Below are 21,150 nucleotides of genomic sequence, written 5' to 3'. Positions count from 1 at the left end.
CATCTTATAACTCTTTTGCTTTATAGTTTGTCCAATCTCATAAACACTTCCAGATATTTCTGCCGGTTCATGTCAGACCAATGAATCTGATAATACCTGTATTGATATGTCTGAATCTGACAAAGCACAATGAAAAAGAAGACAGCCCCTGTAAGAATTGCTTTGGGCGCTTTCTTTGAGAAATTTTGCAGCGCCATTGCCAACAAAGCCATAAAAACCGGAATATATTCAACATAAACCCTTGAGGAGAAGCTACCACCGTAATACCAATTGCTCCATGATGAGAAAATAAAAGTGATAAGTATAAAAAAGAGCAACCATGCATAAAACTGAAACCTGGAAGATTTCCAAAGAAACAAACACCCTGTGAATGATAGCAGATATATGGGCGTATAAATAAATAAACCTTTCTTGAAACTCAAGAGTATCTCAAAGAAATGTGGTTTCAGAAAGTTAAACCCCTCACCTGTGTATGAATAAACCACAAAACTACCTGTAGAAATTCTGTAAATTATCAGTTGAATGGAAATCAGCCCTAAAAAGATTATCAAACTACCCGATAAAAATCCCGGTTTACGGGTGAAATCATGAAACCCCTTCCTGAGTGAAAAAAAATCACCAGCAACAAAGGGAATAATAAAAACAATCAAACCATTCACCGGTCTTATCAGAACAATCATTCCAAGTAAAAAAGCCATTAAAGGCACATACTTTATTTCAAAAGAAACAAAGTAAAGTTTCGAATAGTAAAAGAAAGCTGAAATAAAAGCAAATGAAAAAACATGAGACATTCCTGGTTCACCTATGGTATAATAAAACAGATTAGTGCCAAAAACAGCTGCAAAAAGCACTAAAGCTCTGATTTTATCACGGATAAAAAATAATTTAAGGCTACGGTTAATAAACACCAGACCCACAAAAAGGTAAAAAATGGCAGCTATATTAACAAAAACCGGATAATATGCTGAATACCCGTCAGCTTCATTATCTGACACCATACTCAATGCATGAGCCATCAGAAAAAAAGGCATCTGCGCCACTGCCGTTCCGGCATAATACTTGTCAATTGCTTTACCATTTGCATAAGCCCGATAGTCATAATAAAGGTTGGAATCGTAATATTTCCCCTTTTCAATTGTATCAAAAAAACGAAAATTCAAATCATTATAAATAAAAACAGCTGGCAAATAAGCATAATAACCTTTTGCATCTGCTTCAAGTATTCCGCGCCACCTTTCTTTCCCCCAGTTAATATTTGAGGAAATAATAGTCATTACAATGATGATAAGAATGATGGATATTTCTGAAGCACCTGTTTTAATCCTCATAAAGTTCTGCTTGAAAAAAACTAACAGGCACAAATTTATACCCTTTTTTTTAAGGTAGCTAAACAATATTCAGAATCTGACAAACTGATTTACAGGAAGATTTCAGCTGTTTACAAAAATCTTACACCAATAAAATAGATGGCAAATGCAGAAAGGACAATCAGACCAATCCAGCTTAATACCTTCATTTTTATGCCTGGCTGAAATTCAGGTGCAATATTGCTTCCGGTAACCGCTTTGTAGTTCATATAACCTAAAACCGGCGCTGTTACAAAAGACAATGAAGTGGCAATGTCAACCAGTAGCTTCATCTGTGTTGAGAATGAAGTCATTATCAAAAATGCAACAATAAGCAAAAGAGCCACCCAGAAATAATCAAGAAATTTATCAGCTCTTTCGTTATTGAATTTTGGAATCAGAATCTGTGAAACCGGCTTTAACACGCGCGGATAAGCATCAATTACGGTTAAAGTAGTACTAAACATAGTAGCTGTAGCTGCTATGGCAATAATTACATAGGCCCAGGAGCCAATGGTTGAAGTATAAAGACTAAAAAACTGGGTTGCAAAAGCAGCTCCATTCTCCGAAAATGTAACACCTGAACCATACATACATAAAGCCCCTAAAGCAAGGAAACATAACGCTAAAATGGTAGTGCCTGCATAGCCAATATTAAAATCGAGCAAAGCCTCCTTTAAGCTTGGCCGGTATCCTGTTTGCTTGATTTTAGCCAGTGTCCACATTGAGTGCCATACAGAAATATCAATTGCACTGGGCATCCATCCTGCAATGGCAATCATAAAAGCAATATCACCCGCTGACCATGTGAAAGATGAAGCAAACTCCGGATTCGGATGAAACCCTTTGACAGATGCAGCAATTACAGCAACAATTGTTGAAAGCGAAAGCACCAGAATAATAAGCTTCATAATTCTGTCCAATGCCTTATACTTTCCGACAACAACGATTAAAAGACATAAGAAGAACAATAAAAGTACCCATCCCTGAAAACTCAGTAAATCCTGAAAGATTGACATCAAAATACCAACCGTTACAGACGAAACAGCTGCCTGAATGGTAAACATCGTACCTAATGTTAATGCAAAAAACAGATAAACGGCCCATTTACCCATGCGCATATAGCCATGTATCAGACTTTCGCCTGAAGCAATGGCATAGCGGGGGCCAAATTCAAAAAAGGGATATTTCAGTAAATTAACTATTAAAACCAGTGAAACCAGTTCAAATCCAAAGCTGGCTCCTGCACGGGTAGACTGTACAAGGTGAGATACCCCGACTGCGGCCCCTGCCCAGATAATACCAGGGCCCAAAACTTTCCAAAAATTCGTCTTCATCGTCTATTTATTATAATTCTGTCAATTTGCAAACTCATTAAGATTCCGAAGAAACCTGCAAAATTGTACATCTTTTGTCAGGCAACAATTTAATAAAACCAGGATAAAATGTTGGCATTTAGGGTCAGCTACTCCCCCGCTTTCTAACCATTAAAAGTATGTTTTTATTTGCATTGCGGCTATATTTTACATCATTCATGAGCTGCCTGATAAGAAAAATTCCCAAGCCGCCTGCAGGCCTGATATCTGCTGGCAAAGTAATATCTGGATTGATTTTTTGCAATGGATTATATGCTCTGCCACTGTCGGTTAAGCCAATGGCAAACTGTTTTTTTTCAAGTGAGAAATCCGGACTGATTTGCTCATCCCTGGCACCGCTTTTAAATGCATATAATATTACGTTTGATACGGCTTCTTCCAATGCCAGGTTAACCGACATGATCAAACTGCCAGGCAACTCCCACTCCACTCCCATGTTTTCCAAAAAATTTGCCAGATGTTTAAGCTCATTGATATCATTGCGAATAATGAATTGTTTATTCTTTTTGGAGTTTCCCATTATAAATGATACTCATCATGGTTAGATCGTCAGATTGAATATGCCCGTTTACGTGAGCAGAAACCCCATCAGTTGCTTTTTCAATAAGATTTCGGGGCGAAAGAGCCACATTTTTCTGTAGCAGATTCAACAAGCTCGAGTCTCCAAAAAGTTGGTTATTCGCATCTTCTGCTTCAGTTAATCCATCGGTATATAAAAATATCTGGTCACCGGCATCAATATGCATACTTTCCTCAGTGTATTCAAAATCTTCAAAGAGTCCGACCGGAATAGCTTTGGTGATGTTAAAATAACTGGCATGTTGTTTATTTTTCAAAATAACGGGCGGATTGTGACCGGCATTACAATATTTAAGTTCGCCACTGTTTACATCCAGTATTCCCAAAAAGAATGTCACAAACATATTTGACTCGTTATTGAGCGAAAGTGTTTTATTAATTAAACTTACAATCTGAGAAGCACTTCTTTCTTTATCGGCAACTGACCGTAAAAGAGTACGCGTAACAGCCATAAACAGAGAGGCCGGAATGCCTTTGCCTGAAACGTCGCCAATGGCAAAACAAAGCCTGTGTTCATCAATTAAAAAGAAGTCATACAAATCGCCCCCAACTTCTTTAGCCGAAACCAAAGAAGCAAAAAGGTCAATTTCAGGTAAATTAGGAAATGGCGGAAAAATATGCGGAATCATTCCCATTTGAATTTCCTTGGCAATTCTCAGTTCACTTTCAATCTTTTCCTTTGCCGAAGTGGTATCCTGTAGATTAATGATATAGTCAGACAGTTCCTTTTGCATAAAATCAAATGATTCATAGAGCTCTTTCATTTCATCATTTGATACAATAGCAGGAAGTTCAGTATTAAAATTGCCTTCGGCAATCAACCTTGCCGATTTAGAAAATTTTGTAAGCGGCCCCACCTGCTTATTGATAATTTTAACCGTAAAGAAAAGCAGTAAACCCAATCCAAATGCTGAAAGCAGAATAATAATCAAATTAAGCTTGTGCAGTTCGGCATACATTTCCTTATGAGGATATACAACACCCAAAGCCCATTTGGTTGATGGCAATTGTGTATGGTATATCCAGACTTTCCCTTTGTCTTTATAGGTGATGGATTTCAGATTACTCTCGCCTTTTATCATACTGCGGCCGATTTCGCGCAATTGAGGAACCTCAAGTTCTTTTGCCAAAGTAAAAATGGACTCATTCATGATGAACGAACGGTCGGGATGAGTCACAAATACCCCGTTTCTTGAAATAAGAAAAGCATAACCAGATTCGAAAATTTTCACTGAATTAACAATTTCGGTAAGCCAGTCGAGCGAAATATCAATGGTAATAACTCCTCCGAAAACACGTTGTCCGTTTCGCTTCATATAAAATGGCACCGAATAGGTCGACAAAAGAATGCCTCCGCCACCTTCATCAAAATAAGGTTCTGACCAATACGCCTGCTTAAGCACTGCAGGTATCTGATACCAATCCATGATAAAATAGTTGTACTCAGGCGAACCTAACATGGCCGATACAATCGAGCTGTCTTTGCGGTAGGCATATGGCGAAAAATACTTCAGATCATTAGAAAAAAAATACGGCTCAAAAGCAATGGCACTGGCAAAAATAGCCGGATTATTTTTTACCAGTTTTGTCAGAAATGAAGAGATGGAATCCTTTGAAATTGCGCCTGTTTCAATAATCCAGGCCAGATTTTCAGGAATTGTTTCGGCCGGTTTTATATAATCTTCAATTTTATTTATTGTATTATTGGCCAATGAGATAGCATTCTGTTTTGCTGATCGTTCAATGGTTTCTCTGGTGAAATAATAGTAAATGGTAAAAATCACCAAGCCCAGCGCAATGCAAAAGAGCAAAATTCGTGATATGATCTTAAAAGAGAGACTGTTTTTTTTCATTCCTGACTTTTCAATAATGAAACCCGACTGAAGAATAAACTGATGATAAAAAAATGCAAATGAAGCACTTAGTCAACCAAAGGTTTGTAAAACTCATTTAACTTAACGGCAGCAGCCGAAGTTTTTGGGCTTACTCCTGACTTAAATATTTCATTAGCTCTGTAAAAGTCCTGCTCAAGCAGATGTCCTCTTGTAACATTTTTGTTACCCGGAGAAATCATATCAAGCACTTTTTCCAGCATCCATCTTTGATGTGCCTTATTATTAGGTATATGCGCCTTGTTCATTTCCATGACAACCAGGTCAATTGTGTAATCTTTATTTTTTGCAGCATAATCCCAGCCCCGTAAGGTTGCTTTTACAAACTTACGGAGTGATTCTTTCCGGGTTGCCATAGTATTCTCAAGACAATAGAGGCCATCTTCCGGAATATCAAAACCATATTGCGAGAAAAAAAATGTGTTAAGCTCATCTTCATTGATTCCACTATTGATAATCTGATCGTATTCATTATAATACATAACTGTAAGAGCATCAACACCATCCATCAAAAACAGGTTGATGGTATTGAGTATTCTGACCAACTCAATATCATAATTATTTTCCCGCATAAAGGCTATAGGTATTTCATCAAAACCCGCACTCCATATGCCAAGTCTTTTATGATTAAAGTCACTTAACTTGCTGATTCCACTCCCTTTTTTCGATACCATCATCAAAGATGAATGTTGCGAGAGCTGAGCAAAGTTTATAATTGGTGTGCCGTTTGCCCTGCTTCTGATACCATCCATTAAAAATGTCGAAATCACATCCGCTCTGCCATCTTTCAGATAATCAAAAGCCGAAATGCTGGCAGATGGATGAATAATCTGTACATCCAAGCCCTCATCTTTATAGAAACCCTGATTGAGAGCAACATAGTAACCTGCAAATTGAGCCTGAGGAAGCCATTGTGGCGAAAAAGTCAGTTTTTCTGTTTGACCATCAGAGAACTTCGCAATGAACAATAAAAAAAACAAGCAAGAGAGCCTCACTGACTGATGTTGAAAGTACTTCATCACAAAAACGTTTATACTTTATTCAATTAATGAGTTAATGTAACTGGATAAAAATGAAAATTTCTTAAACAAAACATCATTAAGCGGGACAATAAATTCTATTTGGAATTTTAAAAGTTATAATATAAAAAACGGGCTATTTGCAAACGGGGAAACAATTTACAGGTTATAAATGGCAGAGGTTACACATTACATTAGCCGGTAAGGCTATATTATATGTTTAATAAAAACGCAAATTATATAAACACAGGAGCCACAAAGTAAACCTTTGTGGCTCAAAAATACATAGCAACAAACTCACTGGACGTTAACTCATTACTATGAATCTATGCAAGGCTTTGCACCAGTGAAACCAATAAATACTAACCAGCAAGAAACCATATGTTACTCTCTGGTTAATTCTTCTTTAATGTATAAATATCTGTCCGTCTGTCCTTTAAGTTTCTCACACTTCCAAATTGATTCAGTTCTCTTAACATATCAATATCAACATCAGCAATCAGAATCATTTCGGTATTTGGTGTCGCTTCAGCTTTAATTCCTGTTGCCGGGAAGGCAAAATCACAAGGTGTAAATACCATTGATTGGGCATACTGAATATCCATATTATGCACTTTAGGCAAATTACCAACACTTCCGGCAATGGCCACATAACATTCATTTTCAATTGCTCTTGACTGGGCACAATGCCTGACTCTGGAATATCCATTCTGGGTATCGGTAAGAAAAGGAACAAACAAAATATCCATTCCTTCATCGGCAAGCAGCCTGCTAAGTTCCGGAAATTCAATATCATAGCATATCAACACACCAATTTTACCACAATCTGTATTAAAAGCCTTTAACTGATTACCGCCCTGCAAACCCCAAACTTTAGACTCATCGGGCGTAATATGAAGTTTTTCAAAACTCTCTACAGAACCATCTCTTTTGCACAAATACCCAACATTATACAATTGATTTTCACGAAGTTCAGGCATACTGCCTGTAATGATATTAATATTATAAGAAATGGCAAGTGAAGAAAACCTTTGAACCAATTCCGAAGTATGCCCAGCCAGCTCTCTAATCGCCTCGGGTTCTGACAAATGATTATTTTCTGCCATTAATGGAGCATTAAAAAACTCAGGGAATAAAGCGAAATCAGCCCGGTAACCTGATACAGCATCAATAAAATATTCAGCCTGTTGCATCAATTCGTCTAAATGCTTATAAGGACGCATTTGCCACTGAATAAGACCCAGCCTGACTACCTTTTTGATGATGGCAGCTTTGGTGCCGGGTTTTTCATAATAAATATTTTCCCATTTGAGCAATACAGCAAATTCATTTGACTCTTTATCTCCTTCAAGATAGCCTTTCAAAATTCGCGAAGGATGAAAATCATTTGACATTTGAAAGTCCAGCACCGGATCGTGAATTTCCTTCCTTCTTACTTTTTCAATATACTCTTTGGGCGTCATTTCGCCTGAAAATTTATAATAATTCGGAATACGGCCCCCAAAAACCACACTCTTAAGATTCAGCCGTTCACACAATTCTTTCCGGTAATCGTATAACCGCCTGCCCAATCGCAACCCCCTGAATTTAGGCCTGATAAAAACATCAATCCCATACAACACATCGCCATCAGGTGTATGCGTATTAAAGGTGTAATTTCCTGTAATTTCACGGTAAGTGTGGCGGATATCAAACTTGGAGTAATCAACAACAATAGACAAAGCACAACCTGCAATCTGATGATTAATTTTTATGGCTACCTGTCCTTCCGGAAATTTTTTAATCAATGATTCCAGATGATGCTCTTTCCAGTAGGAATTAGGCATATTGGAATAAGATTCAATCATAGCTTCTTTAAATTCCTCATAGTCGTTCAGCGTCAGATAAGTTAGCTCAATATTCTCAATTTCATTCTTCATATTAAAAACTTTTACTTCATTCATTGAATTGTTTCGATGATGCGATAAATACGATAAATCAAAAATCAGTATCCGTTAAACACCAAACTTACTGCAAATATAATAAAAATCATGCACTTCAGGTTTGAATGTGCACCAGACAACTTCCGATTAACAACTAAATAACTGATTAACCACCATACGTGAAACTTATAAAGTTAATCCGAAAAACAGGCTATAACATATCAATTAATACTAATTTTGCCGTCTTAAAACAACGCATCCTATGCGAAAGAAAGTAGATTTTCTGGTAATTGGCACCGGAATAGCAGGTTTGAGTTACGCGCTAAAAGTTTCAGCTTTTGGCAAGGTAATTATCGTAACCAAAAGTGAAGCTGAAGAAAGTGCTACCCGATATGCCCAGGGAGGTATTGCAGCGGTTATGTACACACCTGATACATACGAAAAACACATTAAGGACACCATGATTGCCGGGGATGATTTGAGTGATCCTGAAATTGTCCGGATAACCATTACTGAGTCAACAGACAGAGTAAAAGAACTCATTGACTGGGGAGTGGCATTTGACAAAAACCCAACTGGCATGTACGATCTGGCAAAGGAAGGCGGCCATTCCGAATTCAGAGTACTCCATCACAAAGACCAGACTGGCGCTGAAATTGAGAGCATTCTGCTTCAACGGGTGAAGGAAAATAAGAATATTGAAATTCTTGAAAATCACTTTGCCGTTGATATTATTACTGAACATCATCTCGACAAAGAAGCTGATTTACAAAGTGATATAACCTGTTATGGCGCCTATGTACTCAATAAATTGAACCACCAGATTATTACCATTCTTGCCAAAACAACGATGCTGGCTACCGGCGGAGCTGGCAATGTTTATGCTACAACTACAAATCCACCTGTGGCAACCGGCGACGGAATAGCAATGGTGAGCAGAGCGCAAGGCGAAAATGAAAAAATGGAATTTATTCAGTTTCACCCGACTTCACTTTATAACCCTGCCGAAAAACCTTCATTTTTAATCACTGAAGCTTTGAGAGGCTCAGGAGCTATTCTGAAAACCAGGACAGGGAAAGAGTTTATGCAAAAATATGATGCCAGGCTTTCGCTTGCTCCCCGCGATATTGTTGCCAGAGCCATTGACAATGAATTAAAGATTAGTGGCGACGATTATGTTTGCCTGGACGCCAGACACCTCGATATGCACGTCATTCTTAATCATTTTCCGGCCATCTATGCCAAATGTTTAAGCATTGGCATTGATATGACCAAAGAGATGATTCCAGTGGTTCCGGCAGCACATTACACATGCGGAGGCATTAAAGTTGATGCTTTTGCAAGAAGCACTATTCATCATCTTTATGCGTCAGGCGAATGCGCTTCGACCGGTCTTCACGGAGCTAACAGATTAGCATCCAACTCATTGCTGGAATCACTTGTTTTCTCACACCGCGCCAGCCTTGATGCCATTGAGAAAATAAAAAACATCAGGCTGATGAATGAAATTCCCGACTGGAATGCTTCAGGTACTGTATTTAATGAAGAAATGATTCTTATCACTCAATCATTAAAGGAACTTCAGGGAATCATGACCAACTACGTAGGAATTGTCAGATCTAATTTGCGGTTAAAAAGAGCCTATGACCGCCTGCAAATATTACAGGAAGAAACAGAAGACCTTTATGAAAAATCAGTTCTGACTGAGAAAATATGTGAACTACGCAATATGATTACAGTAGCCGGACTGATTATTCAAATGGCAATGGAACGAAAAGAAAGCCGGGGCCTTCACCATAGTATTGATTATCCGAAACAATACAAAACGGAGTGAACATTGAAACCGTAAAATCAGTTTAAGGGACAGCAGAAAAACAAATTGATGAATGAGAACAACTTTTGAAAATCGTTCGTTTGTTCACTGTTGATTTTTTTGACAAACCATAATTTCAGAAAGGAGAATGAGGAATGGCACTTATAAGAGGAGTAAAAGGAATAGAACCAATTATTGGTAAAAATTGTTTCTTCGCCGAAAATGCCACCGTTGTGGGCGAAGTAGAAATGGGAGACAACTGCAGCGTGTGGTTTAATGCGGTGGTGCGTGGCGATGTACATTATATTAAAATTGGCAACAATGTAAATATCCAGGATGGGGCGGTTATCCATTGTACTTACCAGAAATCACCGGTAAATATTGGCAACAATGTTTCAATTGCGCACAATGCAATCGTTCACGGGGCTACCATTCACGACAATGTACTCATTGGTATGGGTGCCATCGTTATGGATGATGTAGTAGTTGAAAGCAATTCAATTATTGCAGCCGGGGCTGTGGTATCACAAGGCACATTGGTTGAATCGGGCAGTGTTTACGCAGGAGTTCCGGCAAAAAAAATAAAATCTATCGATACCAAATTACTGGAAGGGCAGGTCAACCGTATATCAAAAAGCTACACCATGTACGCCAGTTGGCACGATCCTTCAGTCAAACCCATTGAAGAATCTTCAAAGTAAAACTTCGATATCAAAAAAGTGAAAATTAGCCTGACCATCCGTTTCATTATTCCTTTTTCAGGAAAACTGAAGCAGTCATGGAAAAATAAATAAATGCCTGTTAATCAGGCAATATTTATATCTCCGATACATTTTTCAGATATAGATTCTTTGGGTCAAATTTCTATTACTGCCAATCTGTCAAGCGGGTTTTGTGGCAAACTTTTTGATAATTGATTACAAACTTAAAAACTATAATAAAATGGGATATTTGGTTATTTTCGGAGTTTTCATGTTGCTGAGCTGGCTGGTTGGTGCACGCCTTAAGTCAAAGTTCAGGCAATTCAGTCAAATTCCGGTAAACAATGGATATAGCGGTGCAGATATTGCCGAAAAGATGCTCCGCGACAATGGCATTTTTGACGTTCAGGTTAAATCAGTTCAGGGAGAGTTGACAGACCATTACAATCCTCAGAATAAGACTGTAAATCTCAGTCCTGACGTGTATCATGGCCGTAATATATCGGCTGCAGCTGTTGCTGCTCATGAGTGCGGCCACGCTGTACAGCATGCTCATGCATATTCATGGCTGCAAATGCGTTCAGCGCTGGTACCTGTGGTAAGTTTTGCCTCTAATTGGGTACAGTGGGTATTATTAGCTGGCATCTTACTGGTAAACACATTTCCGGGTTTGTTATTGGCCGGCATAGTGCTTTTTGCCATGACAACCTTGTTCAGTTTCATTACGCTCCCTGTTGAAATTGATGCCAGCCGCAGGGCTGTTGCCTGGTTAGACGGTAGCGGAATTACTTCTACAGCCAGTCTGCCAAAAGCCAAAGAGGCTTTGCGCTGGGCAGCTTATACTTATGTAGTAGCAGCTTTGGCATCTTTGGCCACCCTGCTTTATTACATTATGATTTACATGGGAAGAAGAGATTGATGGTTAAAACTATTCTAACCAATATCATCGTGAAACGACTTGAAACAAAGTGTTGATGATAAACAGAAAATAATCGCCGACTGTAACTTACTTCGGCGATTATTTTATTAAACCACAACAGATTAAGATAAGAGTAAATGTTGCAACTTTGCTTTACTTTTTTTTAAAAAATGAGCGGGAATAAAATCCCGCATTTCCATTAATAATCAACACAGTATATGATCATTCACCCTATTCACTGGATATTGTTTCTGGCGTTTGTTTTTCTAATGCTGGCTCTTGATTTAGGTGTATTCCACCGGAAATCACACGAGGTTAAAATCAAAGAAGCACTGGCCTGGAGTGCAGTGTGGATTGGTTTGGCGCTCGCTTTTAATGTGCTGATTTACTTCTTAATGGGCAAAGAAAAAGCACTGGAATTTCTGGCAGGCTATTTAATAGAAAAATCGCTGAGCGTTGACAATCTGTTTGTGTTTATTATGCTTTTCGGATATTTTAAAGTTGAGCCCAAATACCAGCATAAAGTCCTCTTCTGGGGCATTTTGGGTGCACTTATTATGCGCGCCATCTTTATTTTTGCAGGAGTAGCACTACTTAATAGTTTTCATTGGCTTATTTATGTTTTTGGGGCATTCCTTGTTTTTACGGGCATAAAAATGCTATTCCCTGATAATACCCAGGTTGACCCGAATAAAAACCCGATGGTAAGAGTTTTTAAGAAATTCTTTCCGGTTACGACCCAAATGCACGGAGGCAAATTTTTTGTAAAAGAAAATTACCGGTATTTTGCCACCCCCCTTTTTATTGTATTAATTGTAGTTGAGTTTACGGATTTGATTTTTGCAGTTGACTCAATCCCAGCTATTCTGGCCATTTCAAAAGATACTTTTATCATCTTCACTTCCAACGTTTTTGCTATTTTAGGGTTAAGGGCTTTATATTTTGCACTGGCTGGAATAACCCGATACTTCCATTATCTGAAGTACGGCCTGGCTGCTATTCTGGCTTTCGTTGGAACGAAAATGATTCTTAGCGTTGCCTATAAATTCCCTATCACTTGGTCGCTCATGATCATTTTTGGCATTCTTTTGATTTCGATCATGGCTTCGGTGATGTTTCCGCAAAAGGATGAAGGAAAAAGCTAATCGCCCCTGTTCTGCCCTTGAAGCTGCAGATTAATTATCGCCATAACCTTACAAAGTATTATTTACCTGATTTTAAGCACCATATCAAAGTTGAACCCATTATGTTCAAAACTACCTGCTTCTACAAAACCATGTTTTTTGTAATAATTTAATGCTCTGGCGTTTGAAGATTGAACGCCACCCCATAATATCATCAAGTTGTAACGCTGCAGGTTAATTTCTTCTTTGATAAAATCAAACATAGTGCTTCCTAACCCGGAGCCTTGCCATTTATCAGCTACCGAAGGTGCATAGGAGCATATTTTTTGACTTTTTAAACAAATGCCATAGGCATTATACCTTTGCAAATCCTCGTGGGTGCACTCTTCCATTATAAGAGAATAGGCTATAATTTCACCTGTTTGTAAATCTAAACCCAAAAAAGCATACACCGCGTTGCTACTGTTAAAGATGGCTTCAATCCCCTTTGCCGTAAACGGGTGAGGGCCGAACCGTGCTTTTGATTCCAAACTCAGGCCATTCAAATATTGAAGAAGCAAGCCGGCATAAACAGGTTTGTATTTCACCAGTTGAACCTGCTTTTGATTTTTTGTCAGAACGAACATAACTATCTTCTGCTTTAAAGTATGTATTCATGTCATTCAGCACCAGCTTACATCGAGCATAATTTATTGATTGTATTCCAGTTACGTGTAGTGACCCTCATTTTTAATTTATTCTCAAAGAAATCATTGGTAAGCCTGGTTTTACCATAACCTGATTTACACCATAGGTAAATAACCTTTCCGGAAACAATCAATTCATCAGGATTAAAATCAGTTTTCATTAACAATGCCAGCATGTCCGGCTCAGGAGAAGCCTCAAGAAATGAAACATACAACTGGTGTGAAGGTATCTGAAGAAGAATAAACGGATTTTCATTTTTAACAGAAAACAACTCATCCTGCAACAACACCATAACCGGAATTTCCATGTTAAATTGTTGCTTAATTCTTTCGGAAATTATGGATGCCAAATCCATCGTATCATTTATCTGAGAACCGAACACCAGGTTTCCACTTTGAATATATGAACGGATATTTTCCAACCCGGCCCCTTGCAAAGCATCGCATAGATTGTGCATTTTAATCACATTTCTACCGCTTACATTGATTCCGCGCAAAAGTGCCACGTAAGTTCTCATCATGGTTAATTTGTACTAAAATGTATTTCAATTTAAAAAAAATACCATCCTGCCATCGCAATCAATCCATAAATTAACAGGGAACCATCAAGATAGAGTGTATAGAACAAAGGATTTTCATAACATTTGCTGCACATTAATAATTTCAGTATCAACATTGATGTCAGCACTTCGGGAATGACAATAAAATAATTGCCGCTATATAATCCTAAGGCAATACCGGATAACGGGAAGAGCAAACCACAACAAATTGCCGTTATGCGAGCCTTTTCTCTTCCGAAAACAACCGGCAATGTCAATATCCCTAATCTACTGTCGCTTTGCACATCTCTCATATCAAAAGGAATAGTAACGGCAAGAAGCAGAAAAAAACGTCCGGCAAAAATGATAAAAGTTATTCCAGTATCCACTGTTGTAGGGCTATCTGCCACAGGAAGCAAAACGGTAACAAATGACCAGGCTGCAGCTACCATAAACACTTTTATATAAGGAATCTTTCTGACCGGGAAAAACCATAATTTAAGTCGGGTTGGCAATGAATAAAGCAAAGTCACGATGGTTAGAGGAATAAGTATGAACAGCGTAGTTTTATTGATAGAAATAAGCGCACAAATCAGAACCGGCAAAAACAGCAGCAACATGACGAGTGAAATGCTATAGTTTTTTATGGCAGGCAATGAATTTTCAAACCACATCTTCATCAGTCTGTGCCAGTTGTAAGCTACCATAGTTCCGGCAAACAGAAGCAAATGAACCGGTTGTAAACCATGCCAATTACCCAGCAGAATCTGAGTAACGATGCCCAATGCCACTGCTGCAAGAGATATGAGCACAAATCCGCCAAGAAAAATTTGCGATAAAAGGATTGAAATCGTTCTCTTTACTTTAAACATCCATGATGCACTTATATAGCGATTCCGTTTGGCAAATATCTGGTAAGCCAGATTTCTGCTGTGAAACTCAAAACAAAAAACCGCTAAAACAGGAAATCAGATAATTCCTCTGTCAGCTAAGGCTTTTCTTAACTGCGATGCTCCAATAAAATGAATCGCATCAAACCCCAACGAGCTGGCAACATTCACATTATTGATATTGTCATCAATAAAAACACAATCCTTCGCTTTTAGTTTGTAACGGCCAAGTAGTAAATGAAAGATAGCAGGATCAGGTTTTACCAATTTTTCAGCACCGGAAACCACAATACCATCTAATGACTGTAAAAAATCAAACTGGTTGAGTGCAACAGGGAATGTTTCGGCTGACCAGTTGGTAAGCCCGTAAACTTTATACTGGCGACTTTGTATCTCCTTCAATATCCGGACAGATTCCATGATTTCGCCACCCAGCATTTTTTCCCAGCCCGAATGAAAAGCTTCAATTTCATGCGCCCACTCAGGAAAAATGCCTGAAAGTTCCCTGACCGAATCAGCAAACGGTTTACCTGCATCAATCTTAAGATTCCATTCTGAAGTGCAAATATGATCCAGAAACCATTCCATTTCTGCCTCCTTTTCAAAAACACTCCGGTATAAATAACGAGGATTCCAGTCAATAAGAACACCCCCAAAATCAAAAACTATAGTTTTTTCAGCCATATGAATGAATTAATCTGACGGCAAAGTTAGCCAGCATAGCACTATTTGGATAAAAGAATGCAAGAAACATGACATATTAGCCTGTGTCTTATCATATCATCACAAAACCCATGATAATAGACAAATTGCTTCTGTCAAAGGTAGCAAAATCCTCTATTCTCAGGCGTTGGGTCATGGTAATTTAACATAAATCATGAGAGCCTGCCCATTATTACGACATAGTTTTTGCCATATTTTTTAGCACATTTAGGGCAGGTGGTATACCACATATACCATTTATCCACTTTCAAACCTTTTTCATGCACTGCATTTTTAAAATCATCAGTCCATTTCCCGGTATCACTATACGGCCCTTCATATACTTTACTGAAAAATTTCCCACTCAGCTTAACATTACTGGCATCAGGAATCTCCTTATTTACAGCCAAAAGAACATTCATTTTCCATTTTGATGAATGCTCTGACAAGCAGAGCCAATCGGGCACTTCGGCCTGTGCTGCAGCTACTTTGGCGTTCATCCTTCGCATCACAGCGCCAAAATTCAAAGGCATGTAGTAAAAAGTAAGCACTTTATCCCTGATAAAACTTTTACTTTCCCATTCAAACTCCTGATTACTCCACGGCACCGGATTGAATTCGGGACAACATTCCGGTTCAGGCTTCAATGAATCCAGATTTTTAGTTTTCATAACTACAATTTGTAAAGTGAGGCAAAATTCATCGTCAGCATAACAACCTAAAAATAAGAAATTTTAGGCTTGAATACCGGCATTTAAAGACACATATGCTGAAATTTACATGATTTACAGAGGAATTTCAGGCAAAATTTAATCTTATATAAAATAAAAATAAATGTAATGAATAAAAGATGTATCTTTGCGCACAATTAATATTAAACAAACACAACATGAGTAAAGGAACAGTAAAATTCTTCAATGATTTGAAAGGATTTGGATTTATTAAAGATGACGCATCGGACAAAGAATATTTTGTTCATGTTTCCGGATTAATCGACGAAATCAGGGAAAATGACCAGGTTTCATTTGATCTTCAGGAAGGTCGTAAAGGATTAAACGCAGTAAATGTTAAAGTGATTTAATATATATACAGGACATAATTCTTTAAAAAACCCCGCCAAAGCGGGGTTTTTTATTTTAGTCAGTTGCCCGAAAAGTTAAAAGTCAAGTCTGAACATTAACCTTTTCAACTCTATTTCAGCAACTTTTGCCGAAAATTGAAGATTTACCAATAAATAGGCCGCATTTTCAAAACTTGACTGTGCAGCTTTTACATCCAGGATTGTTGCCTGATTCAGGTTAAACTTATTTAAAACCACATCAACAAGTTGGCGGGTTAAAGCAAAATTTTGATTTTGCAGCTCAATCTGCTCCAATGCCGTAGCATATGAGGCATACAATCTGATTGCCTGTGCCTGAAGAGCGCTTTTTAGTTTTTGTGATTCCAGATTGGCTGTTTCAACACGAATCCTGGCAATTTTTCTTTGAGTTTTGTAAATACCCCCGTTGAAAACCGGAATTTGCAATGAAACACCTGCAGAAGGACCATAATTTCTGTTTAACAGCACATTACCTTTACTTATATCCGTTTGAAAATAATCGAAAGCGCCATTTAGTCTCAGAGAAGGGTAGCGCTGAGCCGACACCTCTCTGACTAATTGCTCATTGATTTGCACTTGTTGCAAAGCACTCAAATACTGAGGATTATTATTCAGCAAGTTTAAAACTGAATCAACAACAATATTCCCATCTACAATAATACTGTCGGAAATTTCGAAAGGAAAGTGATTTTTGGCGCTCATTTTCTGGAGCAAATCTGTCTTTATCTGGGCGATTCCCATTTGCTGAAGAGCCAGCTGCTGTTCGGCAGATATTACATCTGTTTGCGCCTGAAGCATCTCAGCACCATCGGCCATTCCCACACTATTTTTCAAACTCACAATTTCAAATTTTTGCTTTGAAACGTTAAGTGAATGCTGCATAATTTTCAAATAGCTTTCCTGCCTGAAGATGTCAAAATAGGCCATCATTACATCGGCAATAGTATTCTGCACCTGAAGATTAAAATCCATTTGACTTTGATTTTCAAGAAGATTCAATCTTTCTTTAGCAGCAATCACCCTGAAACCGTTAAAGAGAAGCACTCCTGCAGAAATACCCGCATTCAGGGAGTTTTCGCCAACACCCGACTGACTGTTTTCAGTTTCATCATTGAATTTTTGAAATTTAAATGTGCTGGAATAATTATCACCAGCGCCAACTGACACCACAGGCATCCCGCCCGCAACCCCGAAGCGATTATTTATTCTCGATATTTCAGCCTCGTTTTTAGCTATTCTAATGTCATAGTTATTTAGCAGAGCCGAATCAATGGCATTTCTCAAACTCAAAGGCTGACCCGCCCCGGCAAGAGGCATTACCAAGACCAACAACAGAAAACTTATTATTCTGAATGCACTCATTTTATGTATTTTTTCGGAATTATTCCGGATTTTTATTGACATCATTCATCACCTCATGAAGGAACGGATTACCTTTTGCAGGAATTAATTAATATCTTCAATATCAACACTTTCAACATCTCTCTTTCCTGAAATATAGGTATAAACAGCCGGGATAACGAACAAGGTCAATATCAGTGAAAACATGATACCCCCTACAACCACAATGCCCAGGGGAATACGGCTTGTGGCAGCAGAACCCAGGCTTAATGCAATAGGCAATGCACCTAACGAAGTAGCCAGACTGGTCATTAAAATAGGGCGAAGGCGCAATGTGGCAGCATCAATTACAGCTTGCCGTTTTGCCAATCCCGACTCCCTCTTTTTGTTGGCAAACTCAACAATTAGAATTCCATTTTTGGTCACCAGCCCAATAAGCATAATCATTCCAATTTCAGAAAAAATATTCAGTGTTTGTTTGAAAACCCAAAGGCTCAGCATAGCTCCTGCAATAGCCAAAGGCACTGTAATCATAATGGTAAGCGGGTCTCTGAAACTTTCAAACTGTGCAGCCAGCACCAAAAAGATAAGAACCAAAGCCAACAAAAATGCAAATACTATATTGGATGAACTCTCAGCGTAATCACGAGATGGTCCACTTAATGAAGTCTGAAAGCTCTCATCAAGCATTTTATCAGCAATAGCCTGCATAACAGCAACACCGTCACCCACTGTTTTTCCTTCGGCCAGTGAGGCTGAAATTGTCGCAGCTTTATATCGGTTATAATGATAAAGTGAAGGAGGATTTGCATTGGGTTCAATTTTAACAACTGAAGCTAATGAAATATTTTCGCCCTTGTTATTCCTCACATAAAGGTTTGAAATATCGGCCGGTGCCTGCCTGTTGCCGAGCCCAACCTGACTGATTACCTGATATTGCTTCCCATTCATAATAAAATAAGCCAGTCGGCGACCGCTAAAAGCGCTTTGCAGCACGCCTGCAATATCAGTCACCGTCAGCCCGAATTCGCGGGCTTTTATTCTGTCAATGGTAATATCGAGTTCGGGTTTATTGAATTTGAGATTCACATCCACGTTTTGAAAAGTAGTATCATTTCTGGCTTCTTCCAGGAATTTTGGAATAACTTCCTTGAGTTTATTAAAATCAAGGTTTTGAATTACAAACTGAACCGGTAAAGAGCCTCTGGAACCCAGACCAACAGATATAGTCTGTTCTTCAACAGGAAAAACCCTCACGTTGTTAAACCTGGCGAATTTGCGCCCCAGGTCTCTGGCTATTTCACTTTGTGTTCGTTCCCGTTCATCGGCAGGTACAAAACCTATTCTTCCAAAACCGCTATTGACACCTGAGCTGCCAAATCCGGGTACAGCAACAAAAGAAAAATCCTGCTCCGGCACAGAATCCATCATGTAATCGGCAATACGGTTAGCCGTTTCAATCATGTATGGATAACTTGCCCCTTCAGGGCCAATAATTTGCAAACGAACATTACCTTTATCTTCAATCGGAGCAATTTCGCGTTGTAAATTGGTGCCAACAAAATAAATCAAGGCAAGACAGGCCAAAACAATAGCCCAGGCCATCCATCTGTATTTTATAAAACGGGTAATCAGTTTCCGGTATCCTTGCTCCATTCCCGAAAAGAAAGGCTCTGTTGCATTGTAAAACCTGCCGTGCTGCGCACCTTTTTGATTTAAAAAAACGTTGAGAACAGGTGTGATGGTGAGTGAAACAAATGAAGAAACCAGCACAGCTACTGCCAGCACCACGCCAAATTCGCGAAACAAACTACCTACAAAACCCTGCAGGAATAACACAGGAAGAAAAACAATGGCCAAAGTAATAGAGGTTGCAATGACAACAAAAAATATCTCCTTACTCCCGTCAATAGCAGCCTTTCTTACTGGCATCCCCTTTTCAATTTTTCGGAATATATTTTCGGTCACAACAATCCCGTCATCAACTACAAGGCCGGTTGCCAGAATTATGGCCAATAAAGTAAGTATGTTGACTGAATACCCCAGCACATACATGATAAAGAACGTAAAGATCAATGAAATAGGGATATCAATCAGCGGGCGCAAAGCAATAAGCCAGTTTCTGAAAAAGAAAAAAATCACCATAATCACCAGAAGAATAGCAATGAGCAGCGTTTCAGCAACTTCATTCAGTGATTTGCGCACATTCCGGGTAGTATCAATGAGAGTCTGGAACGAGATATCGCCCTTTTGCGATCTTACAATCTCATCAAGCCGTTTATTGAATTCATCGGAAATTTCAATATAGTTTGCACCGGGTTGAGGAGAAATGGCAATACCCACCGAACTCACTCCGTTGAGTTTCCAGCTTTGCTCATACCGCTCAGGGCCCAACTCCACTACAGCTACATCACCAAGCCTGATGATGCCATCATCATTAGCCCTTACAATCAAATCTCTAAACTCCTTTTCCGTCGTCAAATTCCCCATTGCCCTGATGGTCAGCTCAGTTTTATTGCCATAGATTTTGCCAGATGGGATTTCAACATTCTCTTTGTTCAGAACATCTGTCACATCATTAAACGCCAGATTATAGGCATTCAGCTTATCGGGATCAATCCAGATGCGCATGGCAGGGCGTTTTTGCCCAACAACAGTTACTGCGCTTACTTCCGGGATGGTCTGAAACTTGTTCTGCAATACATTTTCAGCGTAATCGCTCAATTCAAGAAGACCTTTTGTAGGACTCTGTACCGCCAGTAAAATTATAAAATCACTATTTGCATCAGCTTTTGATACTACCGGGGGTGCATCAATATCCTGAGGAAGATTACGAACCGCCTGACTAACTTTGTCACGAACGTCATTTGCTGCAGCTTCCAAATCAGCATCAATGTTAAATTCAACATTTATCCGGCTGCTGCCAACCGAACTGGTAGAAGAAATGGTACGAATACCGGGTATTCCATTGATTGATTTTTCAAGAGGTTCTGTTATTTGACTCTCAACAATATCAGCATTTGAGCCAGCATATGAAGTACTTACCGTTATCATTGGCGGATCAATGGCTGGATATTCTCTTACACCCAAAAAGGTATAGCCGATAACCCCGAACAGGATGAGAAAGAGGTTCATCACTGTAGCCAGAATCGGTCTTTTTATTGATAATTCGGAAATATTCATCAGGATACTTTCAACGTTT

General features: G+C 38.8%; 18 protein-coding genes. 5 read left to right on the top strand and 13 right to left on the bottom strand.

From position 1 onward, the window contains the following. Positions 1-20: 20 nt before the first annotated feature. From H6541_04690 to H6541_04665, 6 genes are all read right to left on the bottom strand, one after another. Positions 21-1,328 (bottom strand): hypothetical protein, encoded by a 1,308-nt coding sequence (locus H6541_04690; protein ID MCB9015071.1) that lies wholly within the window; start codon positions 1,326-1,328, stop codon positions 21-23. Between the two features lie 110 nt (positions 1,329-1,438). Beyond that, positions 1,439-2,683 (bottom strand): divalent metal cation transporter, encoded by a 1,245-nt coding sequence (locus H6541_04685; GenBank protein ID MCB9015070.1) that lies wholly within the window; start codon positions 2,681-2,683, stop codon positions 1,439-1,441. Between the two features lie 124 nt (positions 2,684-2,807). Next, on the bottom strand, positions 2,808-3,242 hold the full coding sequence (locus H6541_04680) for an ATP-binding protein (GenBank protein MCB9015069.1): 435 nt from the start codon (positions 3,240-3,242) through the stop codon (positions 2,808-2,810). Beyond that, positions 3,220-5,154: a SpoIIE family protein phosphatase gene (locus H6541_04675; GenBank protein ID MCB9015068.1), complete on the bottom strand. Its 1,935-nt coding sequence runs from the start codon at positions 5,152-5,154 to the stop codon at positions 3,220-3,222. The genes H6541_04680 and H6541_04675 overlap by 23 nt, the downstream gene beginning before the upstream one ends. Before the next feature lie 68 nt (positions 5,155-5,222). After that, entirely contained in the window at positions 5,223-6,212 is a 990-nt protein-coding gene (locus tag H6541_04670) for an ABC transporter substrate-binding protein (GenBank protein ID MCB9015067.1), read from the bottom strand. Positions 6,213-6,607: 395 nt separating this feature from the next. Further along, a complete protein-coding gene (locus H6541_04665; protein ID MCB9015066.1) occupies positions 6,608-8,131 on the bottom strand; it encodes a GNAT family N-acetyltransferase in 1,524 nt (507 codons plus the stop codon). A 265-nt stretch (positions 8,132-8,396) separates the two neighbouring features. Between H6541_04665 and nadB the strand changes: the two genes are divergently transcribed. The 4 genes from nadB to H6541_04645 all read left to right on the top strand — a co-directional run bounded on the left by nadB (position 8,397) and on the right by H6541_04645 (position 12,712). Continuing rightward, a complete protein-coding gene (gene nadB, locus H6541_04660) occupies positions 8,397-9,968 on the top strand; it encodes an L-aspartate oxidase (GenBank protein ID MCB9015065.1) in 1,572 nt (523 codons plus the stop codon). A 134-nt stretch (positions 9,969-10,102) separates the two neighbouring features. Continuing rightward, positions 10,103-10,648 (top strand): gamma carbonic anhydrase family protein, encoded by a 546-nt coding sequence (locus tag H6541_04655; GenBank protein MCB9015064.1) that lies wholly within the window; start codon positions 10,103-10,105, stop codon positions 10,646-10,648. Between the two features lie 241 nt (positions 10,649-10,889). Continuing rightward, complete coding sequence (locus tag H6541_04650) at positions 10,890-11,567, top strand: zinc metallopeptidase (protein ID MCB9015063.1); 678 nt, start codon at positions 10,890-10,892, stop codon at positions 11,565-11,567. Between the two features lie 221 nt (positions 11,568-11,788). Further along, a complete protein-coding gene (locus H6541_04645) occupies positions 11,789-12,712 on the top strand; it encodes a TerC family protein (GenBank protein ID MCB9015062.1) in 924 nt (307 codons plus the stop codon). Between the two features lie 62 nt (positions 12,713-12,774). Here H6541_04645 and H6541_04640 read toward each other — a convergent pair whose 3' ends face one another. The 5 genes from H6541_04640 to H6541_04620 form a co-directional block, all read right to left on the bottom strand. Next, positions 12,775-13,317, bottom strand: a complete 543-nt coding sequence (locus tag H6541_04640) for a GNAT family N-acetyltransferase (protein MCB9015061.1) — start codon at positions 13,315-13,317, stop codon at positions 12,775-12,777. A gap of 47 nt (positions 13,318-13,364) precedes the next feature. Next, positions 13,365-13,898, bottom strand: coding sequence for a DUF1697 domain-containing protein (locus H6541_04635; protein ID MCB9015060.1), 534 nt, complete (start codon positions 13,896-13,898; stop codon positions 13,365-13,367). A 29-nt stretch (positions 13,899-13,927) separates the two neighbouring features. Beyond that, entirely contained in the window at positions 13,928-14,788 is an 861-nt protein-coding gene (locus H6541_04630) for a UbiA family prenyltransferase (GenBank protein MCB9015059.1), read from the bottom strand. A 96-nt stretch (positions 14,789-14,884) separates the two neighbouring features. Next, positions 14,885-15,490, bottom strand: coding sequence for an HAD family phosphatase (locus H6541_04625; GenBank protein ID MCB9015058.1), 606 nt, complete (start codon positions 15,488-15,490; stop codon positions 14,885-14,887). A gap of 191 nt (positions 15,491-15,681) precedes the next feature. Then, complete coding sequence (locus H6541_04620; protein ID MCB9015057.1) at positions 15,682-16,179, bottom strand: hypothetical protein; 498 nt, start codon at positions 16,177-16,179, stop codon at positions 15,682-15,684. A 218-nt stretch (positions 16,180-16,397) separates the two neighbouring features. On the opposite strand from H6541_04620, the gene H6541_04615 reads away from it, so the two are divergent. Next, entirely contained in the window at positions 16,398-16,589 is a 192-nt protein-coding gene (locus H6541_04615; protein ID MCB9015056.1) for a cold shock domain-containing protein, read from the top strand. A gap of 75 nt (positions 16,590-16,664) precedes the next feature. On the opposite strand, the gene H6541_04610 is transcribed toward H6541_04615, so the two are convergent. Then, positions 16,665-17,969, bottom strand: coding sequence for a TolC family protein (locus tag H6541_04610; protein MCB9015055.1), 1,305 nt, complete (start codon positions 17,967-17,969; stop codon positions 16,665-16,667). An 84-nt stretch (positions 17,970-18,053) separates the two neighbouring features. Next, a complete protein-coding gene (locus H6541_04605; GenBank protein MCB9015054.1) occupies positions 18,054-21,131 on the bottom strand; it encodes an efflux RND transporter permease subunit in 3,078 nt (1,025 codons plus the stop codon). Positions 21,132-21,150: the final 19 nt, after the last annotated feature.

Source organism: Lentimicrobiaceae bacterium, assembly GCA_020636745.1.
Classification (GTDB): Bacteria; Bacteroidota; Bacteroidia; order Bacteroidales; family Lentimicrobiaceae; genus Lentimicrobium.
This window is presented reverse-complemented; position numbering and strand designations above follow the sequence as displayed.